Source organism: Paraburkholderia sejongensis (assembly GCF_020880815.1).
Lineage (GTDB): Bacteria > Pseudomonadota > Gammaproteobacteria > Burkholderiales > Burkholderiaceae > Paraburkholderia > Paraburkholderia sejongensis.
This window is the reverse complement of record NZ_JAJITD010000003.1, coordinates 87,650-108,634: the sequence shown is the minus strand read 5'-3', so window position 1 is coordinate 108,634 and position 20,985 is coordinate 87,650. Positions and strand designations below refer to the sequence as shown.

The following is a 20,985-nucleotide window of genomic DNA, read 5'->3' as shown; positions in this document are numbered from 1 at the left end:
GGCGATGTCCGGGCCGCGCATCCGCCGTGCCTGTCACGCGACGCGCGCGCATCGGTGCGATGGGGCACGCGATCTGCTCAACAGCGTTCTCACACTTTTCCCGAGGAGATGAACCATGACTCAGCGCAAGACGGTCGACGACCTTTTCGTTCACATGCTCTCCGACATCTACAGCGCGGAAAAACAGCTCACCCGCGCGCTCGCCAAGCTGTCGCGAACCGCATCGGATCCGCAGCTGTCCGACGCGTTCAAGACGCACCTCGAAGAAACGCAAGGCCAGGTCGAGCGTATCGATCAGGTTGTAGAAAAAACCGGTATCAAGCTGAAAAGAATGAAGTGCGTCGCAATGGAAGGCCTGATCGAAGAGGCGGCGGAACTCATCGATGAAATGGAGAAGGGACCGGTGCTCGATGCCGGACTCGTGGCGGCCGCGCAAAAAGTCGAGCATTACGAAATCGCTTCATACGGTAGCCTGTGCGCGCTCGGCAAGCAGCTCGGCCAGATGGAGGCGGTCGAACTGCTGAGGGCGACGCTCGAGGAAGAAAAAGCCACCGACCTGAAGCTCTCCGAGTTCGCCGAAAAGGCCGGTAACGAGAAGGCAAAGCAACAGAAGTAACGCCTGGCTCGCAAGCGGGCGCGCGTCACTGCGCGCCCGCTTCGTCGTTTACGGGTGCCGGCCCGCGCCGGGGACCGCAACATAAACACGGCAAAAACACGGCAAAAAAAGCGGTCAGTCGACACTCGACATGACCGCATCGATACTTCTAGAGAACGAGGTTCCCCGGAGTCCAGTCAGGGAACACCTTCAGTGTAGAAGAGCGTGCGAGGTATTGCAGCGTCCGTATCTCGCGGCAAACGAACGGCAGCGCGATCGTTTGCTGTACGCGATTTCGGCAGCGCTTCAGCGATTGGACGTGCATCTGGAACGGATGCCTATCCCGGACAGACGTGCTCCGCGTTGCGCCCCCCTTGTGCGCCCCTATCATGCGGCGCTGGCCAAGCGCTTCGCGCGTGTCCGCGGCACGCGGTATGCGCGACGATGCGATGCGCCCGGCCGGATTTACCCGTCGCCGGGCGTATCTCGGAGTCGTCGACGCCATGCTGCTGCAATTGACCATCTATCACGCGGGAGCGCCGCGACTGCTCGCGTTGTGCAGGGCGCTGGAACTGCGGGGCGTGCGTATCTGCGGCCGGATCGAACAGCGCAGCGAACGCCACATCGACGTGCGGATCGTGACCTCCGACAGTTCCACGGTCAGTACGGTGTGCCGGCAGCTCGTCGAATGCGGACTCGCCCAGACGGTACTCGCTCAGCGGCTCGACGTTTGATCGAACGCGTCGACGCTGACGCTCAGCCCGCCATCGTGCGTGCCGTTCACGATCTAACCGAAGGTACGCCGCTTGCGCAGCTTTCAGCGAAGCGCGTCACCTGTCCGCTTCAATTCCCCCTCTGACTTCGTCCAAGGAGAAAACATGAAGCGCATTACCGCAATTGCCGCCATCTGCTGCGGCCTCGCCGCCGTTCCGCAGATTGTCGTCGCGCAGACTCAGGCGGCCTCGACCACCGCGGCCAATCCGCTACCGTCGCCCGACAAGGATTTCGTGCAGGCCGCGAGCATGTCGTCATCGACCGAGATCGACGCGGCCAAGCTCGCGTCGAAGAACTCCAGCGATAAGGACGTCAAATCGTTCGCGCATCACATGATGCTCGATCACACCAAGCTGACGATGCAATTGAAGATGGCCGCGCCGCATGGCGTCACCGTGCCGAAAGACAATTCCGACCAGGCAGTACTCGACTCGCTAAAAAATCTGAAAGGCAAGGACTTCGATACCGCCTACATCCAGAAGGTCGGTTTGCAGGGACACGAGCAGGCGCTGACCGCGTTCAAAAAGCAGATTTCGGACGGCCAGAACGCGGACCTGAAGAAGGCCGCGCAAAAAGCGCTGCCGACCATCGAAGAGCACTACAAGATGGCGCAGGATCTGGCAGCCAAGAAAGGCGTCACGCAGTAGCAGCGTTCGGATATTCGTCGCTAACTCGTGGAAGCCCGGTTCGGACGACGCACCGCCGCCGGGTGCGCAACGGGCCGGCGACGCTTGCCGGAGAAGCTCCGCCGATGCGTCGCCGCGCGCCCGTGACCGCCTCAGATGCTGACGGCGCGGCGCCCGATCAAAGATTCGACGGATTGCCCGGATCGACCTTACCCTTGTCGATGTTCTCTTTCTGATCGCCGAGATCCTTGCGGTTATCGCCGTTCGTGATTTGCACTTCGCCTTTCACTTTGCGGTCCTCGTTGCCGGTAATCGAGCCGACGCCCTTGTTGACGTAACCCTTTACCTCTTCCTTGAGGCCTTCTCGCTGGTCCTTGTTCATCACATCTCCCGGTTAAAAATGGTATTGGCTAGCGGCGCCTGCGGCAGCCTCCGCTGTCACGCCGACAGGTCGTCTTTGCTATCCGGCTCGACGTCCTTCGGATTGTCGAGATAACCGCGCGAAACAAGCGCTGACGAGCGGGCTGAACACTGCCGGGACGCTCCGCTATTCCCAGCAACCGGCGTGCCCCCAGGTTCAGCAAGATCACCTTCGCGATGTCGTGCGGCGTCGCCTTTTAGCGGCACAGCAGTTGCTCGTCAGCAGCGCCGGCACCGACGCGGTGTCTTTACCTGGGAGAACATCATGAGACTCTTGACGACCAGCGACGGCCTGCCACGGCTGTCATGGGGGGCCATCATCGCGGGGGTGATCCTGTCGATGATCGTATATCTGGTGTTGACCGTACTCGGTACCGCCATCGGCGCCACGCTGATCTCGCCGATGTCCAGGCCCGACACATTGCGCGGCTTCGGATTCGGCTCCGGTGTGTGGGTCATCGTCACGACGGTGCTCGCCGTGTTCGTGGGTTCTTATTACGCGGGCCGCTGCGCAATCGTGCTCGGATGGCTTCATGGGCTGCTCGCGTGGGCTGTGATGACGCTTCTGGTCGTCTATGGGATGACGTCGCTGATCACCGGCGCGGTAAGCACCGCGGGCAGCATTGCGGCGACCGGCGCGCAAGTGGGTGCGCAAGTGGGCGCGGCCACCGCGAATCAGACGGCCGGCGGCAATCAGGCGATCGACAACGCGAAGCAGCAGCTTCAGGCCGCTGTCGCATCGGCGGCTTCGGCCGCGTCGGGTCCGGATGCGGAACAGAATGCGCGGCAGGCAGCGGAGACCGCCGCGCGCGGCGTCGCACGCGCCAGCTGGTTCTCGTTTGCTGCGCTGATCGTCGGCGCGATCATCGCGATCGTTTCGGGAGCCGCAGGCTTTCGTCATCAGCCGCTTGTCGAGGAAGGCGGCGGCTCAGCGCCCGAGCGCGCCGCGCGCCGCGCAGCCGCTGCGCAGCCGCGGGGCGGCTGAACCGCGCAGACGCCGGCTCGTGCCCGGGGGTCGTCACGCGCGTGAGTTCTGCGCCTGTCGCGGCGTCGCCGCGGCACGATCGTTGCGAACCGGAAAGTCCGGCCGGACAGCCTCCACACTTAGCAAGGAGCGACACATGAGCATCTTCTCGACGATCCTGAACAAGATTTTTCCGCACGACCATCCCGCCAATACAGGGTCCGCAGCCACTACGCCTGGCGCAAGCTCAACCGCGGCCGCGGCCGCACCCGCATCAGCGCCAGGCAGCGCCGCCGCGTCCAACACCGGAGCATCGACACCATCAACCGCCCAGGCCCAGGCTACCCGCCCGTCCGTCACCCCGATGCCCGAGGTCGACGTCGAAGCGGTTCTGGTGAAGATGCAGGCAAGCAGCGGACAACAACTGAACTGGCGCACATCGATCGTCGACCTGCTGAAATTGCTGGGACTCGACAGCAGTCTCGAAGCACGCAAGCAGTTGGCGTCGGAGCTGCACTACACGGGCAATCAGGAGGACTCCGCAGCAATGAACGTCTGGTTGCATCGGCAGGTGATGCAAAAGCTCGAGGAAAACGGCGGAAAGTTGCCCGACGGGCTGAAAAGCTGAACGCGCGTGACGGCGGCCCGGCGCAATCAGTATTCCGCTGCGCCGCGTTTCACGCCTGGGAGAAGAGCTATGAAGCAAGCTATGAAGCAAGCCATGAAGCGGATCACGATAGCAGCGAATGTCGGTGCGATGATTTTCAGTACTTGCGTGTTTGCTCAGACCGGCAACAACGCAAAGTCGGCGAGCCACGGCACGCAACAGACCCAACCGGGGCGGGCCGGCGAAGACATGAGCCGGGCCGCGGATCCCGCCAAGCCGCAGGCCGCGAGCGGGACTTTGATGGACAAGCGGCAGAAAGCCATGTCAGCGGAGGGAGCGTCCGGGGCTAGCGCAACGGGACAGATGAAACAATAAGGACCGCAAAGCAGGCACGCGACCTGACGCGCCCGGCACAACTTGTCGAAGTGCGCGCATCACACAGATCAGGAAATTGCCGACACCCCAATTGCCCCCGCCAATTCAACCGTCACCTCGTCGCGCTCGCGAAACGGCGCCAGCGAAGCTTCGTCCGCCAGCGCCGAGGTGAGCAGCCGCCAGTCACGTAGCAGCGGCGTCCAGTGCTGCTGACGCGCGCGGCCAAGCTTTGTCGAATCGGCGAGCACGATCACTTCCGCGGCGCGGGCAATGATGCACTCCTTCAGCCACGCCTGCTGCGCCGATGCCTCGCACAAACCGAATTGCGCGACCACGCCGTCGGCACCGAGGAACGCCGCATCGATCGTGAGCCGGCCCAGCGTGAGTTCGGCGATCGGCCCGAGCGTGCTCATACTCGAACTGCGCAGTTCGCCGCCGATCAGCGTCAGCCGTACGCCCGGCGCATTCGCAAGCGCCATCACCGCGAGCAGGTTGTTGGTGACGACATGCAGATCCGCACGGGTCGCCAGATGGCGCGCCAGCGCGGCGCAGGTCGTGCCGCCGTCGAGCAGCACGGTCGCGCCTTCGCGAACGTGGGCGGCGGCGGCCTGCGCAATCGCTTCCTTCTGCTCGCGTTGCGCCCCCTTGCGCTCCTCGAGCGACGCTTCCGGCTCGTGAATACCGACCTGCGCGGTCGCGCCGCCGTATGTGCGCACGAGCCGCCGCTGTTTTGCGAGCACCGTCAGGTCGCGCCGGATCGTCGCTTCCGACACATCCAGCGCGGCGCACAACTCTTCGACGCTGGCGTCGCGAGCCCTGACAAATTCAAGAATGGCCTGATGGCGTTCGATGGTCTTTTTCACTTCGTCAGCAGCGTCTCAAGGGGGTTCGATTCTACCCGAGCCGCGACGCGCGCCTGGCCGTGGCGGCCGTGGCTTCAGTGACGCCGCGTCGCCAGTTCCGCGCCCTGGCGCAGCGCTTCGAGCATGCTGCCTTCGTCGACGATGCCCTTGCCCGCGATATCGAACGCCGTGCCGTGATCGACCGAAGTACGGATCACGTCGAGCCCCACCGTGACGTTCACGCCCGCTTCGAGGCCGAGCACCTTCACCGGGCCGTGCCCCTGGTCGTGATACATCGCGACGACCAGATCGAAGTCGCCCCGGCCCGCGCGGAAGAACAGCGTGTCGGCCGGCAGCGGGCCGGTCACGTCGAGACCTCGCTCCTGCAACAGCTTGACCGCCGGGATGATCTTCTCTTCCTCTTCGCCATAACCGAACAGGCCATTTTCGCCCGCGTGAGGATTGATCCCGCACACGCCGATGCGCGGCTTCGCGATACCCGCCTTCACGAGCGTTGCGTTGCCGCGCTCGATGGTCCGTTGCACGAGACCCGGCTCGATCTTGCGGATCGCGTCGATGATGCCGATGTGCGTGGTCACGTGGATCACGCGCAGTTGCGGCGCGACCAGCATCATCGACACTTCGTCGACGCCGGTCAGATGCGCGAGCATTTCCGTATGCCCCGGATACTTGTGACCGCCCGCATGCAGCGCTTCCTTGTTCAGCGGCGCGGTGCAGATCGCATCGATCACGCCCGCCTGCGCGAACTGCGCCGCGCGCTTGATGTACTGATACGCGGCATCGCCGGCCACCGCGGACAGCTGTCCGAACGGCAGATCGTCGGGAATCAGCCCGAGGTCGATGCAGTCGATCGTGCCCTGCTCGTAGCGCGCCTGCGCGGGATCGTCGATACGGCGCACTTTCATCTGGCCGCCGACGATTTCGTTGGCGAGTTCGAGGCGCTTCGCGTCGCCGATCACGAGCGGACGGCATTGCGCGTAGACCGACTGATGCGCGAGGCTCTTGACGACGACTTCAGCGCCGACGCCAGCCGCATCGCCCATCGTGATGCCGATTACAGGAAGGTAGTTGCTCATGATGTGATCTCGTTATGCCTGAGGGTTTGCTGCTTTTTCATTCACGGACATCAGCGCGGTGCTGCGCCCGGTTCGGTTTCGTTACGCAAGGTCAGCCATGCCGCGTACAACGCGTGATCGGTGCCGAATGCGCCGGCCTTCGTGACGATGCCGGGGCAATGTTCGCGCGCGCCGCCGAGCGGACGCGCGACGGCGACGCCGGCCTCGACCTCGGCCAGCAGTTGCAGACTGCCGATTTGCGCGGCCGCGAGCATCGCGCGCGCGGTCTCGCCGCCGGTCGCAATCAGTCCGCCGGCCTTCGTAAAGTGCGGCGCGACCAGTTGCGCGAGCGCCGTCGACAGTTGCATGCCTTCGGCGGGATCGAAGCCGTCGTCGCGGCCGATGCGCAGTAGCAGATCGCAACCGGCGCGCAGCGACACGGCGATCTGCTGCTGCAACGCATGCCAGTCGGGATGGCTCGCGCCCGAGCGCAGCACGGGCGGCGGCACGATCAGTTCCTCGACGCCGCCCCGCTCGCGCAGCAACGCGCACTGGCGCTCGCTCACCGCTGACAGGCTGCCGACCAGGATCAGGATCGGCCCACCGGGAAATGCTGCTTGGCCGGGGGCACCACCGGCCGCGCAACCGGCCGTGCCGTCCGCCCGGTCACGCGTTTCGAGCGTCGCGATCTCGCGCGCAAGACCGCCGGAGCCGACCCAGAAAAACGGCGCCCGGCTGCGCAGGCAGGCCGTCGCCAGGGTATGCAGCGCCTGCTCGGTCTGCGTATCGACGACCAGCGCCTCGACGCCGCGCGCGGCCAGCGCGTCGATGCGCAGCGCCAGTTCCTGCGGCTGCTCGCGCAGCGCCTCAGCGTCCAGCCACTGCGTGAGCAGACCCGCCTGCGTCAACTGGGTGGCGATATCGGCGGACACACCCGCATGTTCGAGTTGCCAGGTGGCCGTCGTTTCGAGCGGCTCGCCGTGGACGAACACGCGACCGCCCTGCACCGTGCGCCCCATCGCCGGAAACGCGGGCGCGACGATCGCCACCCCGGCGAGCGGCTGCAGGCCCGCTACTTCGGCCGCCCAGTTGCCGCGCAGCGTCGAATCGATTTTCTTGTAGAGCCGCTGGTCCGACGAGCTCATCTCCGCATAGGCGGCGCGCGTGCGCGCGGCCGCGGCGTCGGGCGTCAGACGACGCGTATCGGTGTCGACGGCGATCGTGTCGACGCCTTCATGCGCGTGCTCGCGCGTCGCCCGCAGCGTGACGACCGTGCGATGCCCGGCGTGCGCAAAGCCGATTGCGCAGTCCGCGGCACCCGACAGGTCGTCCGCGATGATCAGCAATTTCATCGCGCGAGCCCCGGGCGATTCTCCGCGCGAAGCCGCGCCTGGCGCTGCTGATAGCGCTTTGCGATCGACGCGGTCAGGATCGGCGACAGGATCGCCGTCACGACCACGCAGGCGGCGACCAGCAGCGTCGCGCTCTTGGCCGCTTCGTTGTACACAGGATTGGCCGCGGCGACCAGCGCCGGCACGGCGGCCGCATTGCCCGCCGTATTGGCGGCGGCCACGCCCGCGACGCCGGTGCCGCCCGTCAGACGGTCGGCCAGATACAGCGGAATGCCTGTCACGATCACGACCGCGATGCCCAGGCCGATTCCAAGCAGACCCGCCTGCCACACCTTGTGCAGATCGAGCCCCGCGCCGAGCGCGAGCGCAAAGAACGGAATCATCACCGGTACGGCCTTCGCGAGAAAGTCGCGCATGTCGCGATCGAGGTTGCCGAGCAGCATGCCGAGCGCGAGCGGCAGGATGCTGCCGACCAGCGTTTGCCACGGAAACGCGGACAGGCCCGCGACGCCGAGCGACACCATGGTCAGGAACGGTCCCGATTCGAGCGACATCAGCGTGTACGCGCCGACGTCTTCGGATTTGCCGTACTGGCCCATCAGCGCCATGTAGAGGCCGCCGTTCGTGTCGTTCATCGCCGCGACGACCGCAAGGGTCGAAATGCCGGCGAAGAGCCCCGACGAAATCGGCTGTTCGCCGATCAGGCGGCCGAGAATCACGCCGACGAGCATCGCCGCGCCGACCTTCGTCGCGAGCAGCGCGCCGCCCTTCTTCAGCAGATACGGCGTCGCTTTCACACTGATGCTCGCCCCCATGCACACATAGAACACCGCGAGGATCGGCAACGCGCCCGTGAACAGCGCATTGGTGAACGAGCCGAAGAATTTCGGCATGCCGGGCAGGAACGTCGCCACCATCGAGCCGATCAGCAAAGGCACGATCATCATGCCGCCGGGAACGCGCTCTATCGAGCGTTTAATAGGAATCTGGGCCATGCATGTCTCCTGGCGTTATTCGGCGCGTTGATTGTTCCGCGCACGGAAGCTATGTGGAAGTGATCGAACCGATCAAACCCAAGTGTAATCGTCGCAGGCTGAATGCGCAAATCAATCACCAGGATGATCGCAACGATCATCCTGGTGAGGGGTGACTGGTTAAAGGGGGACAGGAAGGCGGGAAGGATGCGGCCGGGACGCGACCTCAACGGCGCCGTTGCCGCACGGATGGTCCGTCAGAAATCCGCTTCGGCGATGGGCACCGGCCGCGCGGTGCCGTCGGCCGCCGGGTACAGCGTGATCCTCGGACCGGCGGCCTCGGCTTCCGACGCCGCGCCTTGCTCGGGCAGATTGAACGTTTCCGACTTGAACAGGCTGCCCGTCATCACGTCCTGATAGCGGATGTCGTAGTTCCCGGGCGTGATATCCGACAGCGTGAAGCTGGCGCCCGCGGGAATGTAGAACTGGCGCACCGGAACGTGCGCGATGCTGTCGACCCACGTCAGCTTCGCAAACACGCCGAAGTCGTTGCGCGCGTTATCGACCGTCACCTGCCAGTGCCCGCTGTTTTGCCGGATCGCCTCGCCCTCGATATAGCCCGCCTCGGTCGGCCACGCCGTCCCGTTCGGCGCAATGGGCCGCGCCGGTGGGACAGCAGGCGTGGCGGCGGCGGCCGCCGCTGCCAGCGCCGCCGCCTCGATGCTCGCCGGCGACACCGCTGCGTGAGTTGCGGCGTCGGTCCCGGCGTGCTTCCGGTCTTCGTTGGAGGCTGCGGGCGCCGGCAGCGCGGCCGTCGCTCCCCGGCTCGGATCGTACTGGGTCGGGCGTACGTCGAGCGTTGGCGCCTCGTCCAGTACCAACGCCTTGACTCCGACAATCCCGAGCAGAGCGAGCGGAATCCACAGCCGCGGCCCAACCGGGAACCTGAAACGGCGCGTGCGATGGGAATGCTTAGTCGTCCACGTCCACGTCGACCTCGGCTTCTGCCCCGGCCCCGGCCTGGACCTCGCGCCGCGGGCGTGCGGTGCCGGTCGCGGCCTGATCGGAGCTTGCGGCGACGCATAGGATTCGTCGGCCAGATCGAGGAACGGAGGCGGCGCTGCCGGTATCGCGTGCGTCGCGGCCTCGCGTTCTTTGCGCGCCAGCCACTCGTCGTGGGCCCGGCGTTTGACCGGATCGCTTAGCACTTCGTAGGAGCCGTTGATGATCTTCATCACGTTGACCGCGTCCGGATCGTCGGGACGCCGGTCAGGGTGATGTTTCTGGCTCAGTGTCTTGTAGGCAGCACGAATCACCTCCGGCGGCGCGTCGCGCGACACCTTGAGGTTGTCGTAGTGACTGTGAATTTTCTCGCCCACGCGCTTGCCCCGGTGGTTGTAATCATTTTCGCGGGATTCTACTCGCGGAGGTTTTGTTTCAATGGGCGCTCGACCGCACTGAAACTGTGATTTATCCAGCGCGTGCGTGCTGTGGCCGAACACTTGCCTTTCGGGATAAAGCTGTATAAATTAACAGTACTGTGTTTTTATACAGTAATACCGGAGGGCGCAATGGAACATCTGGTCAGGGTCTACAACGAGAAGGACCGTCGAACGCTGGAATGGCTTCGCCGGCATGTTGGGGATGCGGCGCTTGTCAGCGCTATCGAGCGATGTGCGGGACCGGGCAAACCGTATCTGTCGGCAGTTTGCAGACGCCTCGGGGTGCGAGCGCCGGAGCTTTCCAGCGCGCGTCCCACCCCGAGCGTAATCGCCGAACATTCGCTGGCCACCATGCGCAGCATTCTGGCCACTCGCGCAGCGTCGGCAAAACACGGCACCGCCGGAACCGGCCATTTTCGTTGAGGCGCAGTGCTTTTATGTCTTTAGAACCGGCCGCTCGACTTTGATTAGTTGAGCGATCCATTTTTGCGGTCGTCAGCCGCTTGCCTGGCAGAAGTGCGGGAACAATCCATCGAGCATCGAATGGCTCAGCGTCAGGGATTTCACCAAGTATTCGTGAACTGGCCGTCGTGCCAATCTAGGCACAAGTGCCTTTCCCAATGGAGACCGGCATGCAAGGTGAAACGCTCAAGAACGTCAGGGCCGCCGCTTTTTTACGTTGGTCGGCGCTATGTCTGCTGATGCTGCCGGTTACCGGCCTTCTCTGGGCGTCGAATGCCTCTCCACCACAGAGTGCGGCCTGGCTCTGTTTTTCCTTCGTGGTCTATCTCTGGCCTTTGGCCGGCATCCTGCTGGTCATCTCAGCGGGATTCGACAGCGCCCGGCGCACCCCATACCCCGAAAAAGACGCAATCTGGCGTGAGGCGCACGGACGCTAACGTCGCGGCTTACTGGTCGAGAAATTGACGCAGTTTGTCGGCGCGGCTCGGGTGCATCAGCTTGCGCATCGCCTTGCTTTCGATCTGCCGGACCCGTTCGCGCGTCAAATCGAACTGCTTGCCCAGTTCCTCGAGGGTATGGTCCGACGCGGTATCGATCCCGAAGCGCATCCGCAGCACCTTTGCCTCGCGCGGCGACAGCGCGTTGAGCGCCTCGTCGATCGCGCTGCGCATGTTCGCATCCACAGCGGCCTGCGCGGGCGACGCCGCCAGCGGATCTTCGATCATGTCGCCGAGCGTCGCGTCGGCATCCTCGCCGACCGGCGTCTCGAGCGACACCGGCTGCCGCGCGACCTTCAACATGCTGCGCACCTTCTCTTCCGACAGCTCCATGCGTTCGGCCAACACGGACGGATGCGCTTCCTGCCCGGTCTGCTGCAGGATCTCGCGTGAAATGCGGTTGAGCTTGTTGATCGACTCGATCATGTGCACCGGCACGCGAATCGTGCGCGCCTGATCCGCGAGCGCGCGCGTGACGGCTTGACGGACCCACCACGTCGCGTAGGTCGAAAATTTCCAGCCGCGCCGGTACTCGAATTTGTCGACTGCTTTCATCAGGCCGATATTGCCTTCCTGAATCAGATCGAGAAAATGCATGCCGCGATTCACGTACTTCTTCGCGATCGAAATCACGAGACGCAGGTTGGCCTCGATCATTTCGCCCTTCGCCTGACGCATTTTCGATTCGGCCACCACCATCTGCCGGTTGATCTGCTTCAGCTGTTGCAGCGGCAGTCCGGTATTCGCTTCGATCTCGATCAGCTTCTGCTGTTCGGCGTGAATCGCCGGAAGACTGCGTTCGAGCGCGGCGCCGTACTTGCGCGATGCCGCGGCGGTGCGCTGCCCCCAGTCCAGATCGGTTTCGTGGCCCGGAAACGACTCGACGAACTTGTCGCGCGGCATCGCGCAACGATCGACCGCGATCGCGAGAATACGGCGCTCGACCGCGCGCGCCTGCGCGACCTGGTTCTGCACGTCGCTGCACAGCCGGTCGATGGTCCGCGCGGTGAAGCGAATCGGCGCCAGCTCGCGCTGGATCGCCGCACACGCGCGCGTGAACGCTGCTTTGCCCTTGCCATGCGCGGCGCCGGCACGCAAAACCGGTTCGGCCAATTTGCGCACGCGCGCAAAGATCACGAGGCTGTCGTTCGTCAGCTGTTTGAGCCGCGCCGCGTTCGCCTTCGCCGAATCTTCCTCGGTCATCTCGCCGTCGTCGTCTTCGCCGTCGTCTTCGTCGTCGCTGCCGGTGGCATCGGCCGCTTCGAGGTCCGTGATATCGGCCGGCTCAACCGCTTCGGCGTCGTCGTTCAGACCGTCGACCAGCTCGTCGATGCGCAGCTCGCCCGCCTCGATCTGATCGACGCTCGCGAGAATCGCGCGGACCGTGGCCGGACACGCGGCAATCGCCTGGATCATTTCCTGAAGGCCCGCTTCGATGCGCTTGGCGATCTCCACTTCGCCCGCGCGGGTCAGCAGTTCGGTCGCGCCCATCTCACGCATGTACATCCGGACCGGATCGGTGGTGCGGCCGAATTCGGAATCGACCGTGGAAAGCGCCACTTCGGCTTCTTCGTCGGCCTGCTCGTCCGACACCGCGGCCGGCGCGGCATCGTTCAGCAGCAACGTCTCCGCGCTGGGCGCCTGCTCGTACACCGCGACGCCCATGTCGTTAAAGGTGCTGACGATGGTTTCGATCGCGGCGGTCTGCGCGAAGTTATCCGGCAAGTGATCGTTGATATCGGCGTGCGTGAGATAGCCGCGCTCCCTGCCAAGCTGGATCAGCGCGCGCATCTGCCGTTGCCGTTCTTCGTCCTGCAACTGGCTCGACGCCGCGTCTACCGGCGGCACGACCGCGGCGGCCTTGTCCTTCGTCGCGCGCCGCGCCAACGTCTTGTGCATGAATGCGACCGTGTCTCGGCCCGAATCATCCCGAACGGAACTTGCCATATTTTCTCCTCGACAGATTTGCCCGGCGATAGCGCGACCAATGGCTACTGCGCACCGCAGCCGGTGAACCACATACACTCATGTGCTTCAGGTGGGGGGCAATTGCAGAATCGCAACGAGCAGGAAACGCGGCCAGCTCGAAAAGCGGACCGGTTGAAATAGCGCAACCAACAAGGAACAGCGCAGGGAAAAACCACTGCCTAAAATTATAGCATAAATTGTTGCGCCGCACCAATGGCGGGCGTTCCGGCCGCTGGCAGCGGGCCGAAATAGGATCAGCGGTGCGTCGCGGTGGCGAGCGAATTACCCGGACGCCCCCGCTCCATGCTGATCGTGGTCGCCGCCCTGGTTCAGATAACGGAGTTCGAGTTCGAGCACACGACCGACATCGCGCACGAACTCTTCCATCGCCGCGAAGCATTCGGCACTTCCCAACGGAAAGTCCTCGGGATTGCGCTTCCCCTGAGCCCGCCGGATGGCCCGGATGCTGGCCTCGAGAGCACGCGCTTCGGCCAGGATCGGGTCGTCGCCCGGAAAGTTCGGTAGTTCATCCGTCATGCAAGGAATTTCGGCCTGGGGCGGGCAAACTTTAGCGACCGGCTCGTCCGCGCCTGTGCTTTACACACGAGCCGATCCCGCGTCGGCCTTTTCCGGCTGTTCGTTGGCTAGCAACTTGCGCCGGATCAGATTGCGCAGCGGTGCGACGACACGCTCCTGGAAGTAGACCGCCGCGATCGCGGTAACCGCCAGATACAACGGCAAGCTCCACATAGTGGGCACCACATCTCTCGACGCAATAGCGCATGCGGAGAAATTGGCCGCGCATTCCAGCGGCGATACCTGCATCGACAGCAGCTTGCTGGCCTTGATCATCAGCAGAAACACCGGTGCGTGAATTGCGAAAACGGATAGCGCGGAATTGCCGAGCCGCGCCGCGGGGCGCTCCCCTCGAGCCGGCACGCGAGCCGAAGTACACAGCGCGATCAAAACCATTTGCGCCGGCAGCATCGCACCGTTGTGCACGAGATAACGCCAGTAGATTGGCCCGTGAGCGATCAACCAGGCACCGCAGAAAAAACAGCCGGCAATGAATGCGCTTGCAACGATGCGTCGAGTGGCCGACGCTGTGACGAACGCCAGCGCGCCCTCGCGATACAACCCGTACAGAACAATGCCGGCGAAAAATTCGGGCAGGCGCAAAAGCGGGTTACGCATGACCGTGCCGACGGCCACGGGTCCGAACCAGTGCAGCGCGCTTGCGAGAATGGGCGGGACCAGATAAAGCACCAGCAGCACCACCATGATCGCCAGCTTGTTACGCACGGCCAGCAGGCGCGGTGCCGCGAATGGAAACGTCAGATAGAAAAACAGCAGCACCGACAACGACCACGACGACGGATTGATAGAACCGTACACCGGGTTCCAGACCTGCAGCAACAGCACGTTGAGCGCGATATTCCAGGCCGCCGCCGCGGGGGCGAGCGCAACGGTGCGATCGGGGCCATCGTCGAGCGACATCAATGTGAACGCGGTAATCGCATTCGTGCTCACGACACTCACCGCGAAAAACAGCGCAAGACCGATGAAGTGAATGACGTAGAGATTCGAGAACCGATTAACAAAAAATTTGCGCACACCGCCACGCATCGGCCCAAGGTCGCGAAAGTAGACGTGCGTGAGGATAAAGCCGGACAGCACGAAGAATGTGCTGGTTACGAAACCGCCCATTCCGGCGACCTCGATCAACGGAATATCACGGCTTTGCGGGTATTGATGAATCGAATGGAAAACGGTCAGGTAGAGCGCGAGCGCGAACCGCAAGATGTCGAGAACAGGGAATTTCTCTTTCATGACGCGCGCCTCGGCGATGGTCGATGAGCGTCGGCGAAACGCCGTCAGATTCAGACCGATTGCAGCGATGCCCGCTCAATCCGGTGCACCGCTCCCGATCTCCAGAAACAAGCATAGGGTTAGGCTCGCGTGCAAAAACATATACGACGCGAAATCCGGACCTTTTGGCGCTTCGTGCGCTATGCATGCGCGCGGCGCAGGCATTCGTCATACCAGCATCGAATGTGTGGCCTCTCTCATCCGAACGCGGCACGTGGGTTGCTGCGTTTGCAACGATCGAGTCATCCCGAGGAAGAGGCCCTTACCATGAAGCTCTACTATTCCCCCGGCGCGTGCAGCCTCGCCGACCATATCGCGATGCATGAGGCCGGTCTGACGTTCGACCGCGTTCGCGTCGACCTGGCGACCAAGCAAACGGAAACGGGCGAGCAATTCAACCAGATCAATCCGAAGAGTTATGTCCCGACCGTTGAAATGGACGATGGACAGCGGCTTACCGAGAATGTCGCGATCCTTTCGTGGGTCGCGCAGCGCAAACCCGCGCTCGCTCCGAACGGTGAACCCGGCAGTTTGCGGCTCCTCGAAATGCTCGCTTTCATTTCGACGGAAATTCACAAGCAGTTCGGCCGGGTTTTCAAGCCCACGTCGGATGCAGAAGCGGCGGCGGCGCGCGAGAAGCTCGATCAACGTTTCCAGTTGATCGCCGCCATGTTCGCCGGCGATTATCTGTTCGGCAGCGATGTGAGTGTCGCCGATGCCTACCTGTTCACGATGCTGCGGTGGGCAAACCACGTGGGCATCGAAGTCCCGGCGAAATTGAACGAGTTCGCCGAGCGGATGCGTACGCGTCCGGCCGTCCAGCTTGCGCTCAAGCATGAGGGACTGGATTGACGATCACAGATCTACGCACTCGATCCGGCGAGCCGCAATCGTCTGAACGCGCTCTATGTGACGAGCATTTTCGTGGGCGGCGCGCTCGGCTCCGGGCTCGCGAGCGTGCTGTTCGAGCGCGGCGGCTGGCCGCTCCTCGCCGATGTCGCGTTGAGCTTTCCGCTGCTCGCGCTGGTGCACTTCGTGGCGGTGGGACGAAGCCATGCCCGCGTGAACCGCTGAACCGCTGAAGCGCCCGCGTCGCCCGCGGCGCGCGGGCGACGCGTTACTGCAGCCGCGTTTCGATGAACTGCAGGAACGCCCGCACTTTCAGCGATTGACGCCGGTTCGGCAGGAACGCGGCGAACACGACCGCCGCATCGTCGTGCGGAGTGACTCGCTGATCCGCGAACAACGCGCTCAGTTGCCCCGTCCGCAGATGCGGTTCGACCAGCCAGCGCGGCAACAGCGCGATCCCTTGCGCTGCGAGCACCGCCGAGAGCAGCATATCGAGGCTGTTGGTCACGAGCCGTCCGCGCACGTTGACCCGCTCCTGCTCACCGGCGTGCGTGAACGTCCATGCCTGACGCGCACGATAGCTGCCGCCGTACGCGATCCGCAGACATTGATGGTCGGCCAGGTCGGCGGGCGCGGCCGGCGCGCCGTGACGTTGCAGATAGTCAGGACTCGCGACGACCAGCCGCGGATTCTCGGCCAGTACCTTCGCGACGAGCTGGGGATTGTCGGCCGGCACGCCGATACGAATGGCCACGTCGATCCGGTCGAGCGCAAGATCGACCATCTGGTCCGCTACGACCACGTCGAGCGCAACGTTCGGTTGCTCGCGCATGAAGGCCGCGAGGTGCGGCGCGAGCACGACGCGATTGTAAGTCGCCGGCACCGTCAGCCGGAGCGTACCGACCGGCACCGTGCCGCTATCGAGAATGCTTTCGTCCGCTTCGGCCAGTCCGTCGAGCACGGCGGCGATGCGCTCCACGTAGTTCGCGCCGGCGTCGGTGAGACTGACGCGCCTCGAGGTGCGCGTCAGCAACGCAGTGCCGAGATCGGCCTCGAGCGCATCCATCAGCCGGGCAACCGATGATGTGGCGACCCCCATCCGTTTTGCCGCCTTGGCGAAGCCCTCGGCATCGGCTACTTCGAGCAATGTTTTGAGGGCGACGAGTTTGTCCATGACTCCTTGGTCCACGCACCGTGCGTAATGTCGCGGTAGCTTACACGTGAACGCGGGCCCGTGCGGTTGCCGTCGCGTCAGACCTGAAGTTGCTGCCGCAAATACACCGCGGTCCGGCTGTCCGGCTCACTCGCGACTTCGCGCGGCGCGCCGCTCGCGACGATTTTCCCGCCCTCGTCGCCGGCGCCCGGGCCCACGTCGATCACCCAGTCGCTCTGGATCGCCACCCGCATATCGTGTTCGACCAGCACCACCGTATTGCCCGCGTCGACGAGTCCCTGCAGTTGCGCCATCAGACGATCGACGTCGGCCGGATGCAGCCCGGTGGTCGGTTCGTCGAGGATATACAGCGTGTCGGCGCGCTGCGCGCGTTGCAATTCGGTGGCGAGCTTGATGCGCTGCGCTTCGCCGCCCGACAGCTCGGTGGCCGGCTGACCGAGCCGCAGATAACCGAGGCCCAGCTCGCGCAGTGCCGCCAGCGCGCGCATCACCGCCGCTTCGTCCGCGAACAATTCGCACGCCGCCTCCACGGTCAGGCTCAGCACGTCCGCGATGTTCTTGCCGCGCCACGTGATTTCCAGCGTCGCCGCGTTGTAGCGCGTGCCGTTACAGGTCGTGCACGGCGCATACACGCTCGGCAGAAACAGCAGTTCGACACTGACGAAGCCCTCGCCTTCGCAGGTCGGGCAACGCCCTTGCGCGACATTGAACGAAAAGCGGCCGGCGCTGTAACGGCGCTTGCGGGCGGCGGGCGTCTCCGCGAACAGCTTGCGCACGTGGTCGAACAGGCCGGTATACGTCGCGAGATTCGAGCGCGGCGTACGGCCGATCGGCTTCTGGTCGACCCGCACCAGACGTTTGATCGCTTCCATTCCGCCGGCGATATGGCCGCCGGTGCGCGCCGCCGCGGTGACGAACAGCGGGTTTTCTTCGTCGTCCTCTGCGTTGTCGATCGTCTTGCCGAGCCGGCTCGCGACCAGTTCCGGCAGCGCCTGGCTGACGAGGCTCGACTTGCCGGAGCCCGATACGCCGGTCACCGTACTCAGGCAGCCGAGCGGAAACGCGACGTCCAGGTCGTGCAGGTTGTTGCGGGTGATCCTCGCGAGCTTCAGCCAGCCGGCGGCCGCGCGCGGCGTGCGTTCCAGCGGAGTCGGCGCGGCGAACAGATGGCGGCGCGTCTGCGACGCGTCGATGCTCGCGAGCCCGTCCGGCGGTCCGCTATACAGCACCTGCCCGCCGCCTTCGCCGGCGCCCGGGCCGACATCGACCAGCCAGTCCGCACGCCGCATCATCTGCAAATCGTGCTCGACGATGAACAGCGAATTGCCCGCTGCTTTCAACGCCTGAAGCGCGCTGAACAGCGCCTCGCCATCGGCGGGATGCAGGCCGGCCGATGGCTCGTCGAGCACGTACACCACGCCGAACAGTTGCGAAGACAACTGCGTGCCCAGTCGCAGCCGCTGCAATTCGCCCGACGACAGCGTCGGCGTGCTGCGATCGAGCGTCAGATAACCGAGGCCGAGATCGATCAGCGTGGTCAGCCGCTCCAGCAACTCGGCCGCGATGCGTTGCGCGGCGAGCCGCTTCTCCTCCGACATGTTCGGCGTGCGCCGCACATCCGGCGAGGCCTTGTGCGCCGAGCCGCCGGCGGACACGCGCTTTTCCACGGCTTCGCGCATCGCGCTCCTGCTTAGGACATTAGCCTTGCCCGCGACCGCCCCGGCTGCGTCGGCCGCATCGGGCCATGCGCCGCGCGCGATCGGTTCGAGCATCGCGGCCAGCGCCGCGAGCGGCAACCGCGACAGCTCGGCGATATCGAGCCCGGCGAACTTCACCGACAGCGCCTCTTTTTTCAGCCGCTTGCCGCGGCACTCCGGGCAGTCGCTGCCGACCATGTACTGCGACACGCGCTTTTTCATCAGCGCGCTTTGCGTGTTGGCAAAGGTATGGAGTACGTAGCGGCGCGCGCCGCTAAAGGTGCCCTGATAGCTTGGCTCGTCCTTGCGTTTGAGCGCCGCGCGGGTTTCTTTCGGGGTGAGGCCCGCGTAGACGGGCACGGTCGGCTGCTCGTCGGTAAACAGGATCCAGTCGCGGTCTTTTTTCGGCAGGTCGCGCCACGGCGTATCGACGTCGTAGCCGAGCGTGACCAGGATGTCGCGCAGATTCTGGCCGTGCCATGCGGGCGGCCACGCGGCGATCGCGCGCTCGCGGATGGTCAGCGAGTCGTCGGGCACAAGCGATTTTTCGGTGACCTCGTACACGCGGCCGAGGCCGTGACAGGTCGGACACGCGCCTTGCACCGTGTTCGGCGAGAAGTCCTCGGCGAACAGCATCGGCTGCTTCGGTGGATAGGTGCCGGTGCGCGAATAGAGCATCCGCACCAGGCTCGACAGCGTGGTCACGCTGCCCACCGACGAGCGCGCGCCCGGCGTGCCGCGTTGCTGTTGCAACGCCACCGCCGGCGGCAAGCCTTCGATCGCATCGACTTCCGGCACGCCCACCTGTTCGATCAGCCGCCGCGCGTACGGCGCGACCGATTCGAAGTAGCGGCGCTGTGCCTCCGCGTACAAGGTGCCGAACGCGAGCGACGACTTGCCCGAACCGGACACGCCGGTGAACACGACGAGCGCGTCGCGCGGGATCTGTACGTCGATGTTCTTGAGGTTGTGTTCGCGGGCGCCGCGCACCTGCACGAACCCTTCTAACGGCGGCGACGAAGCGGCTTTGCGGGCAATGGCGTCCATGTTCGATCGATGGCGGATGGGCGGGGCGTGCGCTGCGATAGTAGCAGCGCGGCTGCAACCCAGCACAGCCGCACGAATCGTGCCCAGCGAGGTAGGCCAGCAGCCCCTCCTGCGCCTCTCGCGTGTCGCGGCCGAGTTCGGCCAGACCGAGCGTGCGGGTCGAGCCGGGACTGCCGTGAAGGATGCTGAATATTTATGAAATGGCGCTCACGCGAACTGGACGCACACCGCGTTGCGGATCGGGTAATCGTGGCCGGTGAATTCCAGCTCGCCGGTTTGCGGATCGATCGAAAACACCCGGATGAAGCCGTCATTCTGCGACGCGGCGAGCAGATAACGGCCATCCGGCGATACCGCGAGATCACGCGGCGCCGCGCCGCCCGCCGGCCAGTGGCCGAGCGGCGTCAGCGTACCGGCCTGTTCGTCGACGCGCGCGGCGAACACCGAATCATCGCCGCGATTGCCGACGTAGACGATGCGGCCCGACGGATGCAGCCGTATCGCACTCGCGTAACTGACGCCGTCGAAGCCGGTCGGCAGACTCGAAATTTCGCTGCTGAGCGACGCCGCGCCGTCCGCGTCGAGCCGGTACATCCGCAACGTCGACGACAGTTCGTAATTGACCAGCAGGCAGCGGCCCGCGGGGCCGAACGCGAGGTGGCGCGGCCCCGCGCCGGGCGCCGCGGGCAACACCAGGTCGGGCTCCTGACGCGGCATGCCGGAGCCGCCGGCCAACGGGTGGCGGGTCACACGGTCGGCGCCGAGGTCCGCGATATAAACGTGGCGACGATCCGGGCTGACGAGTGCGCAGTGCGCATGCGGCCCGTCCTGGCGCTCGGCGTTCGGGCCGGTTCCCGCGCCGGCGAGGACCGCCGGCGCACCCGCCGGCACGCGTTGCGCATCCAGCGGCAGCGCCAGCACTTCGCCGCTCAGATAGTTCGATACGAGCAGCAGCGGCAAACTATCGTCGACCGACACGTGACAGGGCCAACTCCCCGGCGTCGGCGTGTCGCGCAGCAGGGTCAACGTGCCGCGCGCGGTATCGAGCGCATAAGTGCTCACGCCCGCGCCGACTTTGGCGGTCACTTCGCGCACCGCGTATACGCGGCTGCGATCCGCCGATACCGCCAGATAGGTCGGATTGACGGCCGCTTGCACCGTGACCGGACTGAGTTGTCCGCTCGCCGTATCGAAGTTGAGCAGGTGGATGCCCTCGCCCTTGCCTTCGACGTGCGGCATCGACTGTGTATAGGTGCCCACTACGACGGTGAAGTTGTTGCTTTGCGGATCGGTCACGCTCATCTCCATTTTTCTCGAATCATAACGGCAATAAGCACGGCGGCGTCCTGATCACGCCACGCAACAGGCGTGCATG

Annotated in this window: 21 protein-coding genes and 1 pseudogene; 10 read left to right on the top strand and 12 right to left on the bottom strand. The window is 64.6% G+C overall.

The window, feature by feature from the left end; translation table 11 throughout:
- The first annotated feature begins 115 nt into the window (after positions 1-115).
- From LJ656_RS06625 to LJ656_RS06615, 3 genes are all read left to right on the top strand, one after another.
- Positions 116-616 (top strand): YciE/YciF ferroxidase family protein, encoded by a 501-nt coding sequence (locus tag LJ656_RS06625; protein ID WP_230508473.1) that lies wholly within the window; start codon positions 116-118, stop codon positions 614-616.
- 413 nt (positions 617-1,029) lie between these two features.
- On the top strand, positions 1,030-1,329 hold the full coding sequence (locus LJ656_RS06620) for a hypothetical protein (protein ID WP_230508472.1): 300 nt from the start codon (positions 1,030-1,032) through the stop codon (positions 1,327-1,329).
- A gap of 144 nt (positions 1,330-1,473) precedes the next feature.
- Positions 1,474-2,016 carry a DUF4142 domain-containing protein gene (locus tag LJ656_RS06615; RefSeq protein ID WP_230508471.1) on the top strand — a complete coding sequence of 181 codons (543 nt, stop codon included), beginning with the start codon at positions 1,474-1,476 and terminating at the stop codon, positions 2,014-2,016.
- A gap of 157 nt (positions 2,017-2,173) precedes the next feature.
- On the opposite strand, the gene LJ656_RS06610 is transcribed toward LJ656_RS06615, so the two are convergent.
- Positions 2,174-2,377, bottom strand: a complete 204-nt coding sequence (locus tag LJ656_RS06610) for a CsbD family protein (protein WP_230508470.1) — start codon at positions 2,375-2,377, stop codon at positions 2,174-2,176.
- 303 nt (positions 2,378-2,680) lie between these two features.
- On the opposite strand from LJ656_RS06610, the gene LJ656_RS06605 reads away from it, so the two are divergent.
- The 3 genes from LJ656_RS06605 to LJ656_RS06595 all read left to right on the top strand — a co-directional run bounded on the left by LJ656_RS06605 (position 2,681) and on the right by LJ656_RS06595 (position 4,361).
- Positions 2,681-3,400, top strand: coding sequence for a hypothetical protein (locus LJ656_RS06605; RefSeq protein ID WP_230508469.1), 720 nt, complete (start codon positions 2,681-2,683; stop codon positions 3,398-3,400).
- A gap of 136 nt (positions 3,401-3,536) precedes the next feature.
- Complete coding sequence (locus LJ656_RS06600; protein WP_230508468.1) at positions 3,537-4,007, top strand: DUF3597 domain-containing protein; 471 nt, start codon at positions 3,537-3,539, stop codon at positions 4,005-4,007.
- Between the two features lie 81 nt (positions 4,008-4,088).
- On the top strand, positions 4,089-4,361 hold the full coding sequence (locus LJ656_RS06595) for a hypothetical protein (RefSeq protein WP_230508467.1): 273 nt from the start codon (positions 4,089-4,091) through the stop codon (positions 4,359-4,361).
- Positions 4,362-4,429: 68 nt separating this feature from the next.
- On the opposite strand, the gene LJ656_RS06590 is transcribed toward LJ656_RS06595, so the two are convergent.
- The 5 genes from LJ656_RS06590 to LJ656_RS06570 all read right to left on the bottom strand — a co-directional run bounded on the left by LJ656_RS06590 (position 4,430) and on the right by LJ656_RS06570 (position 10,107).
- Positions 4,430-5,224, bottom strand: coding sequence for a DeoR/GlpR family DNA-binding transcription regulator (locus LJ656_RS06590; RefSeq protein WP_230508466.1), 795 nt, complete (start codon positions 5,222-5,224; stop codon positions 4,430-4,432).
- A gap of 74 nt (positions 5,225-5,298) precedes the next feature.
- Entirely contained in the window at positions 5,299-6,300 is a 1,002-nt protein-coding gene (pdxA, locus tag LJ656_RS06585; protein WP_230508465.1) for a 4-hydroxythreonine-4-phosphate dehydrogenase PdxA, read from the bottom strand.
- Positions 6,301-6,350: 50 nt separating this feature from the next.
- On the bottom strand, positions 6,351-7,631 hold the full coding sequence (locus tag LJ656_RS06580; protein ID WP_230508464.1) for a four-carbon acid sugar kinase family protein: 1,281 nt from the start codon (positions 7,629-7,631) through the stop codon (positions 6,351-6,353).
- Positions 7,628-8,626 (bottom strand): 2-keto-3-deoxygluconate permease, encoded by a 999-nt coding sequence (locus LJ656_RS06575; RefSeq protein WP_230508463.1) that lies wholly within the window; start codon positions 8,624-8,626, stop codon positions 7,628-7,630. The genes LJ656_RS06580 and LJ656_RS06575 overlap by 4 nt, the downstream gene beginning before the upstream one ends.
- A gap of 236 nt (positions 8,627-8,862) precedes the next feature.
- Positions 8,863-10,107: a J domain-containing protein gene (locus LJ656_RS06570; protein WP_230508462.1), complete on the bottom strand. Its 1,245-nt coding sequence runs from the start codon at positions 10,105-10,107 to the stop codon at positions 8,863-8,865.
- 69 nt (positions 10,108-10,176) lie between these two features.
- On the opposite strand from LJ656_RS06570, the gene LJ656_RS06565 reads away from it, so the two are divergent.
- Together LJ656_RS06565 and LJ656_RS06560 are read left to right on the top strand one after the other, a co-directional pair.
- Positions 10,177-10,470 carry a CppA family protein gene (locus LJ656_RS06565; RefSeq protein WP_230508461.1) on the top strand — a complete coding sequence of 98 codons (294 nt, stop codon included), beginning with the start codon at positions 10,177-10,179 and terminating at the stop codon, positions 10,468-10,470.
- 209 nt (positions 10,471-10,679) lie between these two features.
- The gene (locus LJ656_RS06560; RefSeq protein ID WP_230508460.1) at positions 10,680-10,946 is read left to right on the top strand and encodes a hypothetical protein; all 267 of its coding nucleotides are present in this window, start codon (positions 10,680-10,682) and stop codon (positions 10,944-10,946) included.
- 9 nt (positions 10,947-10,955) lie between these two features.
- On the opposite strand, the gene rpoD is transcribed toward LJ656_RS06560, so the two are convergent.
- From rpoD to LJ656_RS06545, 3 genes are all read right to left on the bottom strand, one after another.
- On the bottom strand, positions 10,956-12,953 hold the full coding sequence (gene rpoD, locus LJ656_RS06555) for an RNA polymerase sigma factor RpoD (protein ID WP_230508459.1): 1,998 nt from the start codon (positions 12,951-12,953) through the stop codon (positions 10,956-10,958).
- 303 nt (positions 12,954-13,256) lie between these two features.
- Positions 13,257-13,511 (bottom strand): hypothetical protein, encoded by a 255-nt coding sequence (locus tag LJ656_RS06550; protein ID WP_230508458.1) that lies wholly within the window; start codon positions 13,509-13,511, stop codon positions 13,257-13,259.
- Positions 13,512-13,571: 60 nt separating this feature from the next.
- A complete protein-coding gene (locus tag LJ656_RS06545) occupies positions 13,572-14,804 on the bottom strand; it encodes an acyltransferase family protein (RefSeq protein ID WP_230508457.1) in 1,233 nt (410 codons plus the stop codon).
- 306 nt (positions 14,805-15,110) lie between these two features.
- Here LJ656_RS06545 and LJ656_RS06540 point away from each other — a divergent pair, with 306 nt between their 5' ends.
- Both LJ656_RS06540 and LJ656_RS06535 read left to right on the top strand, forming a co-directional pair.
- Positions 15,111-15,695: a glutathione binding-like protein gene (locus tag LJ656_RS06540; protein ID WP_230508857.1), complete on the top strand. Its 585-nt coding sequence runs from the start codon at positions 15,111-15,113 to the stop codon at positions 15,693-15,695.
- Positions 15,696-15,701: 6 nt separating this feature from the next.
- A pseudogene (locus LJ656_RS06535) lies at positions 15,702-15,917 on the top strand (MFS transporter); the annotation flags it as partial.
- Between the two features lie 43 nt (positions 15,918-15,960).
- On the opposite strand, the gene LJ656_RS06530 reads toward LJ656_RS06535, so the two are convergent.
- From LJ656_RS06530 to LJ656_RS06520, 3 genes are all read right to left on the bottom strand, one after another.
- The gene (locus LJ656_RS06530) at positions 15,961-16,866 is read right to left on the bottom strand and encodes a LysR family transcriptional regulator (RefSeq protein WP_230508456.1); all 906 of its coding nucleotides are present in this window, start codon (positions 16,864-16,866) and stop codon (positions 15,961-15,963) included.
- A 77-nt stretch (positions 16,867-16,943) separates the two neighbouring features.
- A complete protein-coding gene (locus tag LJ656_RS06525) occupies positions 16,944-19,610 on the bottom strand; it encodes an excinuclease ABC subunit UvrA (protein WP_230508455.1) in 2,667 nt (888 codons plus the stop codon).
- 207 nt (positions 19,611-19,817) lie between these two features.
- On the bottom strand, positions 19,818-20,906 hold the full coding sequence (locus LJ656_RS06520; protein WP_230508454.1) for a lactonase family protein: 1,089 nt from the start codon (positions 20,904-20,906) through the stop codon (positions 19,818-19,820).
- Positions 20,907-20,985 lie beyond the last annotated feature (79 nt).